This window comes from Pantoea sp. CTOTU50773, from assembly GCF_032082325.1.
In the GTDB taxonomy this organism is placed as follows: Bacteria; Pseudomonadota; Gammaproteobacteria; order Enterobacterales; family Enterobacteriaceae; genus Pantoea; species Pantoea communis.
Window position 1 is genome coordinate 1 of record NZ_DAMDQC010000096.1, and the last position, 15915, is coordinate 15915.

14 protein-coding genes are annotated in these 15915 nt (G+C 53.1%); 8 read left to right on the plus strand and 6 right to left on the minus strand.

Translation table 11 applies throughout. The features are described from left to right. Positions 1-153 precede the first annotated feature (153 nt). Positions 154-1263: a YcbX family protein gene (locus RT340_RS15090; protein WP_058959667.1), complete on the plus strand. Its 1110-nt coding sequence runs from the start codon at positions 154-156 to the stop codon at positions 1261-1263. 4 nt (positions 1264-1267) lie between these two features. Here RT340_RS15090 and RT340_RS15095 read toward each other — a convergent pair whose 3' ends face one another. The 5 genes from RT340_RS15095 to RT340_RS15115 all read right to left on the minus strand — a co-directional run bounded on the left by RT340_RS15095 (position 1268) and on the right by RT340_RS15115 (position 6511). After that, entirely contained in the window at positions 1268-1810 is a 543-nt protein-coding gene (locus RT340_RS15095) for a cell division protein ZapC (protein ID WP_211728175.1), read from the minus strand. Positions 1811-1959: 149 nt separating this feature from the next. Then, positions 1960-2970 (minus strand): quinone-dependent dihydroorotate dehydrogenase, encoded by a 1011-nt coding sequence (pyrD, locus tag RT340_RS15100; RefSeq protein WP_034820474.1) that lies wholly within the window; start codon positions 2968-2970, stop codon positions 1960-1962. Positions 2971-3087: 117 nt separating this feature from the next. Continuing rightward, on the minus strand, positions 3088-4089 hold the full coding sequence (locus RT340_RS15105; protein ID WP_249221621.1) for a glycosyltransferase family 2 protein: 1002 nt from the start codon (positions 4087-4089) through the stop codon (positions 3088-3090). A 2-nt stretch (positions 4090-4091) separates the two neighbouring features. Continuing rightward, entirely contained in the window at positions 4092-5609 is a 1518-nt protein-coding gene (locus RT340_RS15110) for a lipopolysaccharide biosynthesis protein (RefSeq protein ID WP_211728173.1), read from the minus strand. 95 nt (positions 5610-5704) lie between these two features. Next, the gene (locus tag RT340_RS15115) at positions 5705-6511 is read right to left on the minus strand and encodes a hypothetical protein (RefSeq protein ID WP_160832442.1); all 807 of its coding nucleotides are present in this window, start codon (positions 6509-6511) and stop codon (positions 5705-5707) included. Positions 6512-7254: 743 nt separating this feature from the next. On the opposite strand from RT340_RS15115, the gene ssuE reads away from it, so the two are divergent. Genes ssuE through ssuB form a run of 5 tightly spaced genes read left to right on the plus strand, consistent with a single transcriptional unit; the run spans position 7255 to position 11520 of the window. Then, positions 7255-7806, plus strand: coding sequence for an NADPH-dependent FMN reductase (gene ssuE, locus RT340_RS15120; RefSeq protein ID WP_097119308.1), 552 nt, complete (start codon positions 7255-7257; stop codon positions 7804-7806). A 10-nt stretch (positions 7807-7816) separates the two neighbouring features. Next, positions 7817-8776, plus strand: coding sequence for a sulfonate ABC transporter substrate-binding protein (locus tag RT340_RS15125; RefSeq protein WP_141399038.1), 960 nt, complete (start codon positions 7817-7819; stop codon positions 8774-8776). 11 nt (positions 8777-8787) lie between these two features. Beyond that, positions 8788-9933, plus strand: a complete 1146-nt coding sequence (ssuD, locus tag RT340_RS15130; protein ID WP_034820486.1) for an FMNH2-dependent alkanesulfonate monooxygenase — start codon at positions 8788-8790, stop codon at positions 9931-9933. 10 nt (positions 9934-9943) lie between these two features. Further along, entirely contained in the window at positions 9944-10732 is a 789-nt protein-coding gene (gene ssuC, locus RT340_RS15135) for an aliphatic sulfonate ABC transporter permease SsuC (RefSeq protein ID WP_313376850.1), read from the plus strand. Beyond that, positions 10729-11520: an aliphatic sulfonates ABC transporter ATP-binding protein gene (gene ssuB, locus RT340_RS15140; protein ID WP_058959672.1), complete on the plus strand. Its 792-nt coding sequence runs from the start codon at positions 10729-10731 to the stop codon at positions 11518-11520. Before ssuC ends, ssuB begins: the two co-directional genes overlap by 4 nt. A 101-nt stretch (positions 11521-11621) precedes the next feature. Here the strand turns inward: ssuB and pepN are convergent, their stop codons facing one another. Then, a complete protein-coding gene (gene pepN, locus RT340_RS15145; RefSeq protein ID WP_313376853.1) occupies positions 11622-14237 on the minus strand; it encodes an aminopeptidase N in 2616 nt (871 codons plus the stop codon). Positions 14238-14481: 244 nt separating this feature from the next. On the opposite strand from pepN, the gene pncB reads away from it, so the two are divergent. Together pncB and RT340_RS15155 are read left to right on the plus strand one after the other, a co-directional pair. Further along, a complete protein-coding gene (pncB, locus tag RT340_RS15150) occupies positions 14482-15687 on the plus strand; it encodes a nicotinate phosphoribosyltransferase (protein ID WP_176505803.1) in 1206 nt (401 codons plus the stop codon). Between the two features lie 149 nt (positions 15688-15836). Then, positions 15837-15915, plus strand: a 79-nt coding sequence (locus RT340_RS15155; RefSeq protein ID WP_313376857.1) for a hypothetical protein, incomplete at its 3' end; no start/stop codon positions are given.

Sequence of the window (15915 nt, forward strand, 5' to 3'; positions counted from 1 at the left end):
TCAGTTTTTAACAGCTCTTCGAGCCCACGCGCCGTACTGGCAAACAGAGAATTCATATCGTCACTTTTTACTCTTGCTAAAATTGTTGCGCATTATAGCGAATCAGCGTCCTATGTCATAAAGTTAGCTTCTTTTTGTCCTGTTGGAGTTTCGATGATTACGCTTTCTCGCCTCTATATTCATCCGGTCAAATCGATGCGCGGTTTGCAACTGTCTCATGCACAGGTGCTGGAGAGTGGTCTGGCGTTTGATCGCATCTTCATGGTGACCGAACTGGACGGCACTTTTATTACTGCGCGACAGTATCCGGACATGGTGCGTTTTACTCCTGCGCTGTTACCCGATGGCTTATTTTTAAATGCCCCGGATGGCAGCCAGGCGTTAATTCGCTTCAGCGATTTCACGGCACAATTGTCACCCACTGAAGTTTGGGGGAATCATTTCACCTCGCATATTGCGCCCGCCGAAATCAATGATTGGCTGAGTGAATTCTTTCCGCGTCCGGTGCAATTGCGCTGGACCGGTGTGGCTCCCACGCGACGGGTGAAAAAATTTGATGAGGTATCGCTGAGTTTCGCGGATGGTTTTCCCTTCCTGCTGGTGAATATGTCGTCACTGCAGGATCTGCAGCAGCGTTGCCCGGCCAGCGTTCGCGTTGAGCAATTCCGCCCTAACCTGGTGGTCAGCGGCGCAGCCGCATGGGATGAAGACAGCTGGAAGCAAGTTAAAATCGGCGAGATTGTTTTTGATATGCCCAAGCCCTGCAGCCGCTGTGTATTCACCACCGTGGGTACCGAAAGCGGGCGCAAACATCCCGAAGGTGAACCCCTGGCCACGTTACAACGTTTCCGCAGCGGTCAGGACGGCAGCGGAGATATCGATTTCGGTCTGAATCTGATCGCCCGCAACAGCGGCGTGATCCGCGTCGGCGATGAGCTCACGGTTTTGGCTCGTCAGACACCGCGAGCTTACGGAGCGGGCGCGGTGGTGGAAACCCTCAAACCGGCTGCCAGCCAACAGGCAGAAGTGATCATTGGCTATCAGGGCAGTGAATTTACCGGCGACAACCAGCAAGTGCTACTCGAACAACTGGAGATGCAGGGCTTTCGCATTCCCTACTCGTGTCGTGCCGGGATATGTGGTAGCTGCAAGGTGACGCTGGTATCGGGCGAAGTGAAAGCGCTGAAACAGAGCGCAGTGCGCGCAGACGGAACGATTCTCAGTTGTAGCTGTATTCCCGCAGGCGATATTGTTCTGGCTTAAACGCTTAAACCGCCCGCGCAAAGTGGGCGTTTTGTTCCAGCTGATGCGGTCGTAAACGATCGTTCATGATCTTGATCGCATCACCTAACTGCATGCCTTTACCCGCTACTGAAAGTGCATTTTGCGCCAGTAAACATAACGCCGCATTTTCACCGCTCTCAACCACCAGCAATTGCGCCTGTTCGCCGCTATCGGCCAGCGTCACGGCTACCATATCGCCTGATGCGGGTTGCCAGCTCTGGGCATGGCTGGTGAAATGCCAGCTTTTTGGCATCAGCGGTTTTAAAAAACGACTCGCGACTAATGCGTTTAAGACTAATTCAGCGCGCTGATCGCCTTTTAATCCACTCTGTCGGCAGCGCTCTTCAAACGTAAAATACAGGGCAGCGTCATCGACACAAAAACCACTGACATTAAAGGCATCCGGTGTCAGCATTTTACGCGAGAAGCGCGAACGAAATAGCATGCCATCGGCTAAATCCAGCATCATACGATCGTGCTCTGCGTCAAAATACCAACGCCAGTTATCATCAGGTTTGATTTTCATGATGTGCCCTGTGGTTAATCGCTGCGCTAAATGGCGCTCAATGAAAAAATAAAGCTCTAAGGAAAAGATGAAAAAAACATCAGCAGGACAAAATATAAACGAGCCGAAGGGATAAATAAACCCCCCGGCGCGGGAAAGTGGGAAATGTCTTAGAGGTGGGTCACGATATCTTTAATTAAACCTGGGCCTTTATAAATAAAGCCAGAGTATATCTGCACCAATGTGGCCCCTGCGGCCATTTTTTCACGAGCGGAAACCAGTGAATCAATACCACCGACGCCAATAATAGGTAAGCGACCTTGCAGCTCTTGCGACAAGCGGCGAATCACTTCAGTGCTGCGTGACTGTACCGGACGGCCACTTAATCCACCCATCTCATCGGCATATTTAAGTCCAGCAACTAAAGCACGATCGAGCGTGGTATTCGTGGCAATGACACCGTCAATTTCATGGCGCACCAAACTGTCGGCAACCTGGATCAATTCTTCTTCAGAAAGATCCGGCGCGATCTTCACCGCGACCGGCACATATTTAAGGTGCCGTTCCTGCAGCTCTTTTTGTTTTAATTTGATCGCCGAAAGCAGATCGTCCAGCGCTTCGCCATATTGCAGCGTGCGTAATCCAGGTGTGTTTGGCGATGAAATATTGATGGCGATATAACCGGCATGGGCATACACCTTTTCCATGCAGATCAGATAATCGTCTTTGCCTTGCTCCACTGGCGTATCTTTATTTTTGCCAATATTGATACCGAGGACACCTTTGAAACGCGCTTTTTTAACGTTCTCGACTAAGTGATCGACGCCGTGATTATTAAAGCCCATGCGATTAATAATCCCTTCCGCTTCCACCAGACGGAACATGCGCGGCTTATCATTGCCAGGCTGTGGACGTGGCGTCACCGTCCCGACTTCCACGAAGCCGAAACCCATCGCACCAAAGGCATCAATGCACTCTGCGTTTTTATCGAGGCCTGCAGCAAGCCCCAGCGCGTTAGGGAAAGTCAATCCCATGCAGGTCACCGGGCGTGACGGCAGCGACTGGCGAATCAGTCCTTCCAGCGGCGTTCCGCTGATAAAACGTAATTGTTGAAAGGTGAGTTCGTGCGCACGCTCTGGATCGAGCTTAAACAGCGCCGGCCGGACGATAGGATATAACATGCACTCTCCTGAATGGCGGAAGCGAAGAAGTCGGGTGCACGGAAATTTGTGCGCCAGAATGGTAAAGGCCTCTGGCGCAAAAGTAAATTTAATCAGCAGCGGGAGAATTGATCACGGTCAGCGACGTGCAGAATAGCGCCCGACTTGTTCACGAACATTTTGCAATCCGAGGTAAATCGACGGGCAATACCACAGCAGCTTCAGGCGCGCATCCTGTTGCAGCATCTTACTTACCACTTGATTCACCGGAGCCTGCCATTCATTGGGCACGGTCATGTGATTTTTACGGATTTGCGCGAGACAGCCCTTCATCACCGTCTGGTAGTAATCATCCAACAACAACTCATCAACGGGTTGCTGCTGGTCGCGTAAAAACTGCTCGCTGCTTTGTCGCGCAATGAAGTAATTTTTTACCCACGAAAAGTCACGCGTGCTCTGTGACAATGAACTGAGCATGAAGCGCTTGTAGTAGTAGCTTTGGCTGGTGCAGTAGATTTGACGCGCGGCCATATAGAGCGCAAACATCCAGGGCGCATCTTCATGGTTCTGAATGGGAAGGAACTGCAACGCCAGCTGATCGATTAAACGTCGCGACATGATCGAGCTCCACACCACGCGATGTGCCGACTGGTGTTGCAGCAAAATGTGCAGACTTGCCCTGCCCCCGGGCAATAAACCACTGACATGACGTTGATGAATACGTTGATACTGGCGCTGCGCCACAGGCAGATCAAGAAACATCTTCGCGCCAAAACAGAACAGATCAATCTCCTGATGCCTGGCCTGTACCCGTCGAAAATCAGCAAACAGTTCAGTCGAAACGAAATCATCCGCATCCATGAAATAGACAAAATCACCGGTGGCTGCGGCGAGTCCTTTCATACGCGCGGCGCTGACGCCGCCGCGTTCACCGCTCAGCAGAGTGACCTGCGGATGCGCAGCAGCGAAAGCGGTGAGCCAGGCCACACTGCTATCACTTGAACCGTCATCAATGATAATGATCTCATCGGGCGGTGATGATTGACGTAACAACGAACCCATCGCCTCTGGCAGCCACGGGGCACAGTTCCAGTTTGGCACGATGACAGAAACGGTCGGCACGCGGCGAGATGTCAACATTCTCATCCTCTCTCCTCAACATTGAATAACGGCAAGCGCAGGCGCTTTAGCACCAGGCTATGCAGCAAACAGCACACACCAAGATTGATTGCGCCAATCAGGCCTAACCACAGCAGGTTGATCCAACGGTTTTGATTCCAGTCGATAGGCAAGAAGGTGCTTAACCAGACCATCAGCGCGGATGCCGCCCAAATCAACATCACATCACGCGTGAGCCAGGTGAAATGCAGACCGGGCGCGAAACGGCGGTGTACCAGCCATGCCCAACCCACTAAATAGAAGATGTTTTGCCCCAGCCACAACCATCCGGTACCCAGCGCGCCAAAATGCATCGCGCACCAGATGTTGAGCGGTACCAAAATCAATGCGAACACGCTGAAGCCTTGCATATGCAATTTGAGATTGCCGTTGATGTATTGCAGGTGATACAGCAGGCCACAGATGGCCTGAATGCCGCTGCCCAGCGCGTAAAGACTGAGCACAAATGACATCTCATCAACAATCTGGGTTTTCTGGGTCCAGGCCCAAAGCAGCGGTCCGGCATAGCAGGCAATGGTGATACTGAGCGGCGCCATAAATATCGCGACGGCCTGAGTAGTATAGCGATAGAGTTTGAGCGCTTCCGCATCGCCTTCATTACGGGTTTTCATGCCGGTCATGCGCGGCACAATCGCCTGCATGATCGGGCTGCTGAGCAGCAGGATGCCGGTAGCCGCGGTCGCCACCACGGTAAACGAACCGTATTGGCTCAGCGGCAGGGTTTTGGACAGGACCAGTCGGTCAATCTGTGAAATAAAGGTCCAGACCGCACTGGAGTAGGCCGCGCTGAGCGCAAAACGAATAAAGGGCCGCAATACTCCTTTCAGGTCATCACGCTTCTCTTTGCGCGCGGAACGTGGAACCAGTTGGCAGGATTTGTAGATACAGCATGCCGCTTCGGCAATCGATACCAGCAATTGCCAGATAAAGAAGGTCAGCACAGGGTTAGGGAAAAACTGAATCACCACCACGGCACCAAAAGTACGCAAAGTGGTGATGATCAGGTTAACGCCATTTAGCCAGACCTGATGTTCAAATCCGACAATCACGCTACGATACGGGCTGGTACGCCAGCGTATGGCCGCGGTAATGACCATAATGCCAACCGCAATCACTACATCCCTGGCTGGCAGATGTTGCGCATTGAGCCAATGAGCGGCAATCCACGGCGTGGCAATCCAACCCAGTACCACAAGGATCAGCGTTGAAATCAGAAAGAATCGCGTCAAGGTGGCAAACAGCGCCGGGAACCAGACAAATTCGGCTTGATTGGCACGATAGCGCGCAGCTTCACGCATCAAGGTAGTAGAAACCCCGGCATCCAGCAGTTGTAACCACGTCAATAAAATAGAAAAGAAGCCGACCAGACCGTAGGCTTCCATTCCTAAATGTTGAATATAAAGTGGTACCACCAAAATACCTGACAGCGTCAGATAGATTTGGCCAACATAGTTGGCAATCGCGTTACGTTTAATCGACATAAGTGTTTTGGTGTCAGTTTTTTCTCAAGGAGAATTAGCGTGGCATAAAAAAAGCTCGGCGCACACGGGACTAATTCTTAAAACCAACGTTGGTCTCATACAACAGAGGTTTTTCTGACTTTCATCAGATTGAAATAGATGTCCGGTTGTTTCAACATGAGTTTTTCCATGACACCCTGTGCAGGAAACTGCTCTGAGAAATAGTGAATGGCGTGCCGCACATTATCAGAGAGTTTGTCTGTATGATTTAAGTCCTGCTGAATCAGGTTCAATAATCCGCCCCTTAAATAACTTTGCCGATAAGCATTCCTTTCAGGCAGATAATGCGTCATTCGGGTCAATTTTTCATACTCTTGCATAAACTGTTGATAGCTTAACGTGGCACACTCTTTCTCGTCACTGGCGCTATTTAAGGTATCCAGTACCCAGACGGACTCCGTATTAATCAACCCAGCAAGCATCACATCCCGCATGCGATTCAAAGGTGTTGCGGCGTAAACAAGCGCAACACGCAGGATGACGAGGTAATGTTGACACCAATGCTGCCCGGTCTGTAACTGCTGAAAAAGTTGTAATGAAGACTGCAATCCCGTTTTAAGGGTGTGCTGAGGGGACAGAGGTTGGATAAAACAGTTCAGCTCAGGACGCTGATCGTTGCATTTAGCGACCTCCAGCAACAGTGCGTCTGCAGGCGTAAAGCCAGCGGGTGCAAACAGTAAGAAGTCATCCTCATTCAAACCTGCAATCCTGTCAGGGTCTGTATTGACCAAATTAAAGCGTTGAGAGGTGATAACCGATTGGAGCTCATAGCAGCGAAGGGTTGAATCTGATAGCAGTCGATCTTCTTGCCCTGCGTTCATCGCTGGGCCAGACACATCGTGATCCGGAGAAAAGCGTTCCATATTTTATATCCCCAATAAAAGATGAAAACCTGAACCTTTCCCAATGAAATGCTCAAGTAAAAAAATAACAGACAAGCTGATGAAGATTTTTAGCGCAATTAATCTCAACAGATTATAAACAGGCTAAGGGCAGAGAATTCATTTTTTATCGGCCTTCCAGACGTCACCCTAATCATAATTGTTAAAACTTTCTGAACCAGGGCTAAAGCATCGAGAATAAAGATAACAATTTTTAGCCAGAACAGAAGTAAGGCATGCCTTGTTTTTAATGTTTGCACGCTTTTGGAAACACTTAATCACGAATCAATCCATTATTTACCAGAGTGCCCCCCCCTCCTGAAATGACTTGCCGCTCAAAAAAAACACTTCGGTGTGTTCGCTCCCCCACTACCCTTTCATTCGTAAAAGAAAAATATTCTTTTATCGTTTGAAAGGTTGATTCATCCTTCATTTTCTCTCTCAAACACTCTATTAATAAGAAACTTCATCCAAATTAATCATTCCCCTGAGTGATACTCACGCCCGTGCTTAAGTGAGAAGCATTCACCTCACTGAGTTTTCAGAATATCCTTAGCCCAGAACACGGCATGCCATTCTCATAAATATCTCTCTCCCGCCTATCCCATATTTCGGCTTAAGTTTGCCAGATAAATCATTTATACCCGTGAGCGCGCTCTGCCAGTATTGAACATATCAGTTCTCAATTTCAGATAATCAATAACTTTCAGTTATAAGGAGTGACCATGCGGGTTATTACGCTGGCGGGCAGCCCTCGCTTCCCATCGCGCTCTACTGCACTGCTCAGCCTGTGCCAACACGCGTTAGAAGCACGCGGTGTTGAAGTCATTCCCTGGAATATTCACAACTTCCAGGCGGACGATCTGCTCTATGCGCGCTTTGACTCTCCAGCCCTCAACGCATTGAAAGCCGACCTGGCGCTGGCGGACGGACTGATTGTTGCCACCCCTATTTATAAAGCTTCATTTTCGGGTGCGCTGAAAACCCTGCTTGATTTACTGCCAGAACGTGCCCTGGAACACAAAGTGGTGTTGCCATTGGCCAGCGGCGGTAGTGCATCCCATTTACTGGCCGTGGATTACGCGCTCAAGCCGGTATTGAATGCGCTGAAAGCCCAGGAAGTGCTGCATGGGGTGTTTGCCACCGATACGCAAATAGTGAATTACGACCGCCAGCCAGAGCTGGATCAACAACTGGCCGATCGCATTGATGATGCGCTCGACACCTTCTGGCATGCACTGCATCGTCGCCATCAACCTTACGCTCAAGCGGTATAAAGGAAGAATCATGAAAAGGATGTTTACGGGTTTACTGCTGCCAGCCTTTGCTGCGCTATTTGCCCTGAGTGCCAACGCCGTTGCCGCTGATGCCCCGGCGCAATTGCGTGTGGGGTATCAAAAAGGTTCGGTGAGCATGGTGTTAGCAAAATCTCACCAGATGCTGGAACAACGTTTCCCCCATACCCAGATCAAATGGATTGAATTTCCCGCGGGCCCGCAGATGCTGGAGGCGCTGAATGTCGATAGCATTGATTTAGGCAGCACCGGTGATATTCCACCGCTGTTTGCACAGGCAGCAGGCGCGGATCTGCTGTATGTCGGTTCCGAACCACCGAAACCTCAGGCTGAGGTGATTCTGGTGCCCAAAGACAGCCCGATTAAGCGTGTTGCCGATTTGAAAGGTTATAAAGTGGCCTTTCAGAAGGGCTCCAGTTCACACAACTTATTGTTGCGTGCGCTGGAGCAGGCTGGCCTGAGCTTTAAAGATATCCAGCCCACCTATCTGACCCCCGCCGATGCGCGAGCCGCTTTCCAGCAGGGCGATGTCGATGCCTGGGCTATTTGGGATCCCTACTACTCTGCCGCCTTACTGCAAGGCAACGTGCGCGTACTGGCTGATGGCAGCAAGCTCAACCAGACCGGTTCCTTCTATTTAGCCACACGCAAATATGCCGAAGCCAACGGTCCATTTATCCAGCAAGTGCTGCAAACCTTCAGCGATGCTGACGCGCTCACCCGCAGCCAACGCGAGCAAAGTATTGATCTGCTGGCACAAGCGATGGGCTTACCCAAGCCGGTGATTGCCAGCTATCTCGACCATCGTCCACCCACCACGATTACGCCGGTCAGCGCACATACTGCGCAGGCCCAACAGCAAACGGCCGACCTGTTTTATGCCAATCATTTGATGCCGGTAAAAGTGAACATCACTGACCGCATCTGGCATCCACAGTCCGCCCAGCCATAGGGAATTGAATCATGAGCATATCCGTATTTTGGTTTCTTCCCACCCACGGTGATGGGCACTATCTTGGCACCGCCGAAGGTTCGCGTCCTGTCGATCACGGTTATCTGCAGCAGATTGCTCAGGCCGCCGATCGCCTTGGCTTTGGCGGCGTGCTGATCCCCACCGGCCGCTCCTGCGAAGATGCCTGGCTGGTGGCCGCGTCACTGATTCCGGTGACGCAACGTTTGCGCTTTCTGGTGGCGCTGCGTCCGGGCGTGATTTCACCGACGCAGGCAGCGCGCCAGGCCGCGACGCTGGATCGTCTGTCCAACGGGCGCGCGCTGTTTAACCTGGTCACAGGCGGCGACCCTGAAGAGCTGGCGGGGGACGGCGTGTTCCTCGATCATCGGGAGCGTTATGAAGAATCAGCGGAGTTCACCCGCGTATGGCGTCGCGTTTCAGAAGGTGAAACCGTGGATTACGAGGGTAAACACGTCAAAGTGCGCGGTGCACGCCTGATGTTTAAACCGGTACAACAGCCACGTCCACCGCTGTGGTTTGGCGGTTCATCCGATGCCGCGCAGGATCTCGCCGCTGAGCAGGTCGATGTTTATCTCACCTGGGGCGAGCCTCCGGCATTAGTCAAAGAGAAAATTGATCAAGTGCGTGCCAAAGCGGCGGCACAGGGCCGTAAAGTGCGCTTTGGCATTCGTCTGCACGTCATCGTGCGTGAAACCAATGAAGAAGCCTGGCAGGCAGCGGATCGCCTGATTGCTCATCTTGACGATGCCACTATTGCCAAAGCGCAGGCGGCCTTTGCCCGTACCGATTCTGTCGGACAACAGCGCATGGCTGCGCTGCATGGTGGCCGCCGTGACAAGCTGGAGATCAGCCCGAACCTGTGGGCAGGCGTGGGTTTGGTGCGTGGCGGTGCCGGTACTGCGCTGGTGGGCGATGGCCCAACCGTGGCTGCACGTATGCAGGAGTACAGCGACCTCGGCATCGAGACCTTTATTCTCTCAGGTTATCCGCATCTTGAAGAAGCCTATCGTGTCGGTGAGCTACTGTTCCCACACCTTGATTTGGCCATCCCAGAAGTGCCGAAACCTCGTGTGGTGCAAGCGCACGGTGAAGCGGTAGCCAATGATTTCACCCCGCAGAAAGTGTCTCAGAGCTAAGGAGTTCAGGATGGCAAAGTTTCAAAAACAGCTGAGTAATGCCCTACTGCCCTGGGCTTTACCGGTGCTGCTGGTTGCGGTGTGGCAGCTTGCCTCTCAGGTGGGCTGGCTCTCAACACGTATTCTGCCATCACCGGAAAACATCATTATTACGTTCTGGAAGCTGACGGTGAGTGGTGAACTGTGGCAAAACCTCGCCATCAGTGGCTGGCGTGCGGCGATCGGCTTTGCCATTGGCGGCTCGATCGGTTTGGTGCTTGGCTTGATCACCGGCACCTCACGCGTGGGCGAACGTTTGCTGGATACCTCTGTGCAGATGCTGCGCAACGTGCCGCACCTGGCATTAATCCCGCTGGTGATTCTTTGGTTCGGCATCGATGAGTCAGCCAAGATTTTCCTGGTGGCACTCGGCACCTTATTCCCGATTTACCTCAACACTTATCACGGCATCCGTAATATCGATCGTGGTCTGGTGGAGATGGCGCGCAGTTATGGTCTTTCTGGCTGGAGTCTGTTTATTCAGGTGATTCTGCCAGGTGCGCTGCCTTCGATCATGGTCGGCGTACGCTTTGCCCTCGGCCTGATGTGGCTGACGCTGATTGTGGCTGAAACAATCTCGGCCAACTCTGGCATTGGCTATCTGGCGATGAACGCACGCGAATTCCTGCAAACCGATGTGGTGGTGGTCGCCATCATTCTCTATGCGCTGCTCGGCAAACTGGCCGATGTCGTCGCTCAACTGCTGGAGCGCGTATGGCTGCGCTGGCATCCGGCTTATCAATTGAAGGAGAACGCATGAGCAACGCAACTTTGAGCCCGTCGCGTCTGAACAGCGGCACCCCCGTTGGCGTTAACGGCGTCAGTAAGCAGTATGGCGACCGCACCATCCTCAACAATATCAATCTGCATATCCCTGCCGGGCAGTTTGTTGCCGTGGTGGGCCGCAGCGGATGCGGTAAAAGCACCCTGCTGCGCCTGCTGGCGGGACTGGAATCCACTTCGCGCGGTGAGCTGCTGGCAGGCACTGCGCCGTTAGCGCAAGCACGCGAAGACACACGTCTCATGTTCCAGGATGCACGTCTGCTGCCGTGGAAAAAAGTTATCGATAATGTGGGTCTGGGTTTAAAGGGGCGTGAATGGCGGGCTGCCGCACTGGAAGCTCTGGAGGCGGTGGGTTTAGCCGATCGCGCTAACGAGTGGCCAGCGGCACTATCGGGTGGGCAAAAACAGCGCGTGGCGCTGGCTCGCGCGTTGATTCATCGACCCGGTTTGTTGCTGCTGGATGAACCCCTCGGAGCGCTGGATGCACTGACGCGTATTGAGATGCAGGGATTAATCGAATCATTATGGCAACAGCATAACTTTACCGTGCTGCTGGTCACCCACGATGTCAGTGAAGCGGTGGCGATGGCCGATCGTGTATTGCTGATTGAAGAGGGACAGATTGGGCTGGATTTAACCGTGGATCTCGCGCGACCACGTCGCCGCGGATCGGCGCGTCTGGCGGAGCTGGAAGCAGAAGTGCTGGATCGCGTGATGAAGCGCAGTCCGGCAGATCAGCCGCTGAAATTCGCTCAGCAGCGTTAGTCGAAGTCGAGCGGGATATTGCCACTGTTACTCCACGCAACCAGAGGAAGTGGCGGTGAATTCAGTAAAAGCCGCATCATCGTGATGCGGCTTACACCTTATCAGGCATTCAACGCTTTGGTGATCTTCTCGTACAGATCGCCCGACAGCTTATCCAGACCTTTTAACGTTTCCAGCGCCTTACGCATCAATGCCTGACGACCGGCATCATAACGTTTCAGACGAATCAATGGCTCGATCATACGCGCCGCCACTTGTGGATTACGCGTGTTGAGATCGGTCAACATCTCCACCAGGAACTGATAACCACTGCCGTCTTTGGCGTGGAACGCTGCTGGGTTGCCGGCCGCAAAAGCCCCAATCAGGGAACGAATGCGGTTCGGGTTACCCATGGTGAAAGAACGGTGATTGAGCAGTTCACGCACCTTGCTCAGCACGTTGTCCGCCGGGCTGGTGGCTTGCAGCACAAACCATTTGTCCATCACCAGGCCATCCTGATGCCAGCGCTCGTCATAGGCGGCCAGCAAGGCTTCACGACACGGCAACTGCGCTGACACCGCTGCCGAGAGCGCGGCCAGCGCATCCGTCATGTTGTTGGCTTGATAATACTGCGCCTGTACCAGTTTATCTGCTTGCTCCACATCGGCGAACGCCAAATAGCTCAGGCAGACATTTTTCAGTGCGCGCTTGCCAATCTCTGCATGCTCCACCTTGTATTCCTGGCTCTGGTTAGCCAGATACACGGCATACAATTCATCGCTCAGTTCGGTTGCCAGCGCATGCACCAGCGCCGCACGCACCGCAGAAATCGCCAGCGGATCGATCACGTCAAACAGCTCGGCGATTTCATTCTCGCCAGGCAGTGACAAAATCAACGCGGTTAACGCCGGATCGCCCTGCTCTTCCAGTAACACCGCGCGGAAGGCATCCGCCACGTGCAACGGCAGCGACAGCGGTTGTCCCTGCTGATGGCGCGCGACATTCAGACGGATATAAGTCGCCAGCAAACTTTGCGCCGCATCCCAGCGCGAGAAATCGTTGCGGGCGTGGCGCATCAGGAAGGTGAGCTGCGCATCGCTCCATTTATAATCGAGCTTCACGGGCGCCGAGAATTCACGCAGCAGCGAAGGCACTGGCTGGAAGTGCACGTTATCGAAAATAAAGGTCTGGAACTCCTCGGTGACATTCAGCACATGATGCACCGGATGGCCGTTATGCTGCAGCGGAATCACCTTGCCTTCGTTGTCGTACAGTTCGATATCCAGCGGGATATGCAGCGGCAACTTCTCTTTCTGCTCGGCCGTTGGTGGCGTGTGTTGTGTCACGTGCAGCGTGTACTGCTCCAGCTCAGGATTGTAGTCATCACGCACCGTCAGCACCGGTGTACCCGCCTGGCTGTACCAGCGACGGAACTGTGACAAATCAACATTGGAGGCATCTTCCATCGCCTGAACAAAATCGTCGCAGGTGGCCGCACTACCATCGTGACGCTCAAAATAGAGCTGCATGCCTTTCTGGAAATTGGCTTCGCCGAGCAGAGTATGCATCATGCGAATCACTTCAGAGCCTTTTTCGTACACCGTCAGGGTATAGAAGTTGTTCATCTCGATCACCTGATCCGGGCGGATCGGGTGCGCCATTGGGCTGGCATCTTCGGCAAACTGTGCGCCGCGCATCACGCGTACGTTGTCGATGCGGTTAACCGCACGCGAGCCCAGGTCAGAGCTAAACTCCTGGTCACGGAATACGGTTAGGCCCTCTTTCAGGCTGAGCTGGAACCAGTCACGGCAGGTGACGCGGTTACCGGTCCAGTTATGAAAGTATTCGTGACCAATCACCGCCTCAATACCGAGATAATCTTTATCAGTGGCGGTCTCGGCTTTCGCCAGCACATATTTGGAGTTGAAGACGTTGAGGCCTTTGTTCTCCATTGCGCCCATATTGAAAAAATCCACCGCGACAATCATAAATATGTCGAGGTCATATTCGAGGTTAAAGCGCTCCTCATCCCATTTCATGCTGGCTTTCAAAGAGGTCATCGCCCAGTCGGCACGATCGAGATTGCCACGATCGACGAAGATCTCCAGGGCCACATCACGGCCGGAACGCGTGGTAAAGCTGTCGCGCAGCACGTCGAAATCGCCCGCCACCAGCGCAAACAGATAGCACGGTTTCGGGAACGGATCCTGCCACTTCACCCAGTGGCGACCATCTTCATGACGACCGCTCTCTAATTTATTGCCGTTGGAGAGCAGGAACGGATATTTTGCCGCATCGGCAATGATGGTGGTGGTAAAGCGCGCCAGCACGTCCGGGCGATCCAGATACCAGGTGATATGGCGGAAGCCTTCCGCTTCACACTGGGTACAGAGTGCATCACCCGACTTGTACAACCCTTCCAGCGCGGTGTTGGTATCCGGATGGATGTCATTAATTATGGTCAGGGTAAAGTTGTCGGGCAACTGGCTGATGACCAGCGCGCCCTCTTCTTCACGATAGTGTGACCAGGGATGGCCATCCACCGCCAGCGACACCAGCGTGAGGTCTTCGCCATCCAGACGCAGTTCGGCATCCGCAGCACCGAGACGCTTCACCTGGCTCACCGCCGTCACGCGCGTGCTGGCGGCATCGAGGTCAAAAGTCAGATCGATATCGGTGATGGTGTAATCCGGCGCACGGTAGTCGTGGCGATATTTGATTTGCGGCTGTTGCGTCATAAGTCCTTCTCGCATCGTTAATATGTTGACCCGTCAAAGTCTAAGCGGGTTGTGCCTTCGTTGCCACGCACAATGCGTGCCTTTGCTGAAAAGGCTACAATTCATTAACAATGGCACAAATGACCCTCGACCTGCCACCCGCAATTATGGTGTGATCGTGGTCATTACTGTTTTATACTCCTGCGTCTTTATGACTTTGTTGACACCGGGCTCTGCTCCGCGGAAGAGGATGCTGAAACGCACCATGACTGGACATGCTTCCCCGATTTTGACCACGCTGCTTGATACCGATGCGTATAAGCTTCATATGCAGCAGGCCGTTTATCATCGTTACTACGATGTCCCGGTAACGGCAGAATTTCGTTGTCGCGGCGATGAATTGCTCGGCCAGTATGCCGATGAAATTCGCGTGCAACTCGATACGCTGCCTTCTCTTGCCCTGAGCGACAACGAATATCACTATCTCAGCGGCTTACCTTTCTTTGAATCCGATTACCTCAACTGGCTGCGTCAATTCCGCTTTGATCCCTCTCAGGTCAGGGTGCGCAATGAGAATGGCCGTTTGTCTATTCAGATCAGCGGGCCATGGCGCGAAGTTATTCTTTGGGAAGTGCCGCTGCTGGCGCTGATCAGTGAAGTGGTGCATCGCCATCGCACACCGGAGATCGGTGTGGAACAAGCGGTCACTCAATTGCAGCAGAAGCTGGTCGATTTCCGTCAGCAGGTGGGCGATCTCGATATGTCTCGCTTCCAGCTGATGGATTTTGGTACCCGTCGCCGCTACTCCAAAGCGGTTCAGGAAGCGATCGTCAGTACGTTAAAAGCGGAATTCCCGTGGTTAGTGGGCACCAGCAATTACGATCTCGCCCGGCGCTTGCAGCTTAATCCGGTGGGCACTCAGGCCCATGAGTGGTTCCAGGCACATCAACAGATCAGCCCGGTGCTGGCGAATAGCCAACGCGCGGCGCTGCAATCCTGGCTGGATGAGTATGATGACCAACTCGGTATCGCGTTGACAGACTGCATCACCATGGATGCCTTCCTGCGTGATTTCGGCCCGGGCTTTGCCCATCGCTATCAGGGTTTGCGCCATGACTCGGGAGATCCCGTGGAGTGGGGTGAAAAAGCCATTGCACACTATCAGCGTCTGGATATCGATCCGAAGAGTAAAACGCTGGTGTTCTCAGATAACCTCAATCTGGATAAAGCGCTGGCGTTATATCGTCACTTTGGTCAACGCGCCAACGTGGTATTTGGCATTGGTACGCGCCTGACCTGCGATATTACTGGCGTCACACCACTGAACATCGTGATTAAGCTGGTGAGCTGCAATGGCAAACCGGTGGCGAAACTCTCTGACAGCCCAGGCAAAACTATCTGCCAGGACAAAGCCTTCGTGCGCGCCCTGCGTAAAGCATTCGACCTCCCGCTGGTGAAAAGAGCCAGCTAATCATGGATGCAGGGTGCCCGCACCCTGCTCTTTCACAACAAATCTCCCTTTTTCCCCTGCAAAATTGCTTGTTTCCTGATGGCTCGCAAGTAACATAGCAAAACCCCGAAATGGGGCTTTTATCCACTTCTATATATAGAGAGATATTTATGAGCGTAGTGCCTGTAGCGGACGTACTGCTCGGCCGTGTCGCGGTTGACGGCGAGGTCCCCGGCCGTGGTTGGGTGC

Coding starts and splice junctions, on each gene's coding strand:
- RT340_RS15090 (WP_058959667.1), top strand. CDS start 154: ATGATTACGCTTTCTCGCCTCTATATTCATCCGGTCAAATCGATGCGC.
- RT340_RS15095 (WP_211728175.1), bottom strand. CDS start 1,810: ATGAAAATCAAACCTGATGATAACTGGCGTTGGTATTTTGACGCAGAG.
- pyrD (WP_034820474.1), bottom strand. CDS start 2,970: ATGTTATATCCTATCGTCCGGCCGGCGCTGTTTAAGCTCGATCCAGAG.
- RT340_RS15105 (WP_249221621.1), bottom strand. CDS start 4,089: ATGTTGACATCTCGCCGCGTGCCGACCGTTTCTGTCATCGTGCCAAAC.
- RT340_RS15110 (WP_211728173.1), bottom strand. CDS start 5,609: ATGTCGATTAAACGTAACGCGATTGCCAACTATGTTGGCCAAATCTAT.
- RT340_RS15115 (WP_160832442.1), bottom strand. CDS start 6,511: ATGGAACGCTTTTCTCCGGATCACGATGTGTCTGGCCCAGCGATGAAC.
- ssuE (WP_097119308.1), top strand. CDS start 7,255: ATGCGGGTTATTACGCTGGCGGGCAGCCCTCGCTTCCCATCGCGCTCT.
- RT340_RS15125 (WP_141399038.1), top strand. CDS start 7,817: ATGAAAAGGATGTTTACGGGTTTACTGCTGCCAGCCTTTGCTGCGCTA.
- ssuD (WP_034820486.1), top strand. CDS start 8,788: ATGAGCATATCCGTATTTTGGTTTCTTCCCACCCACGGTGATGGGCAC.
- ssuC (WP_313376850.1), top strand. CDS start 9,944: ATGGCAAAGTTTCAAAAACAGCTGAGTAATGCCCTACTGCCCTGGGCT.
- ssuB (WP_058959672.1), top strand. CDS start 10,729: ATGAGCAACGCAACTTTGAGCCCGTCGCGTCTGAACAGCGGCACCCCC.
- pepN (WP_313376853.1), bottom strand. CDS start 14,237: ATGACGCAACAGCCGCAAATCAAATATCGCCACGACTACCGTGCGCCG.
- pncB (WP_176505803.1), top strand. CDS start 14,482: ATGACTGGACATGCTTCCCCGATTTTGACCACGCTGCTTGATACCGAT.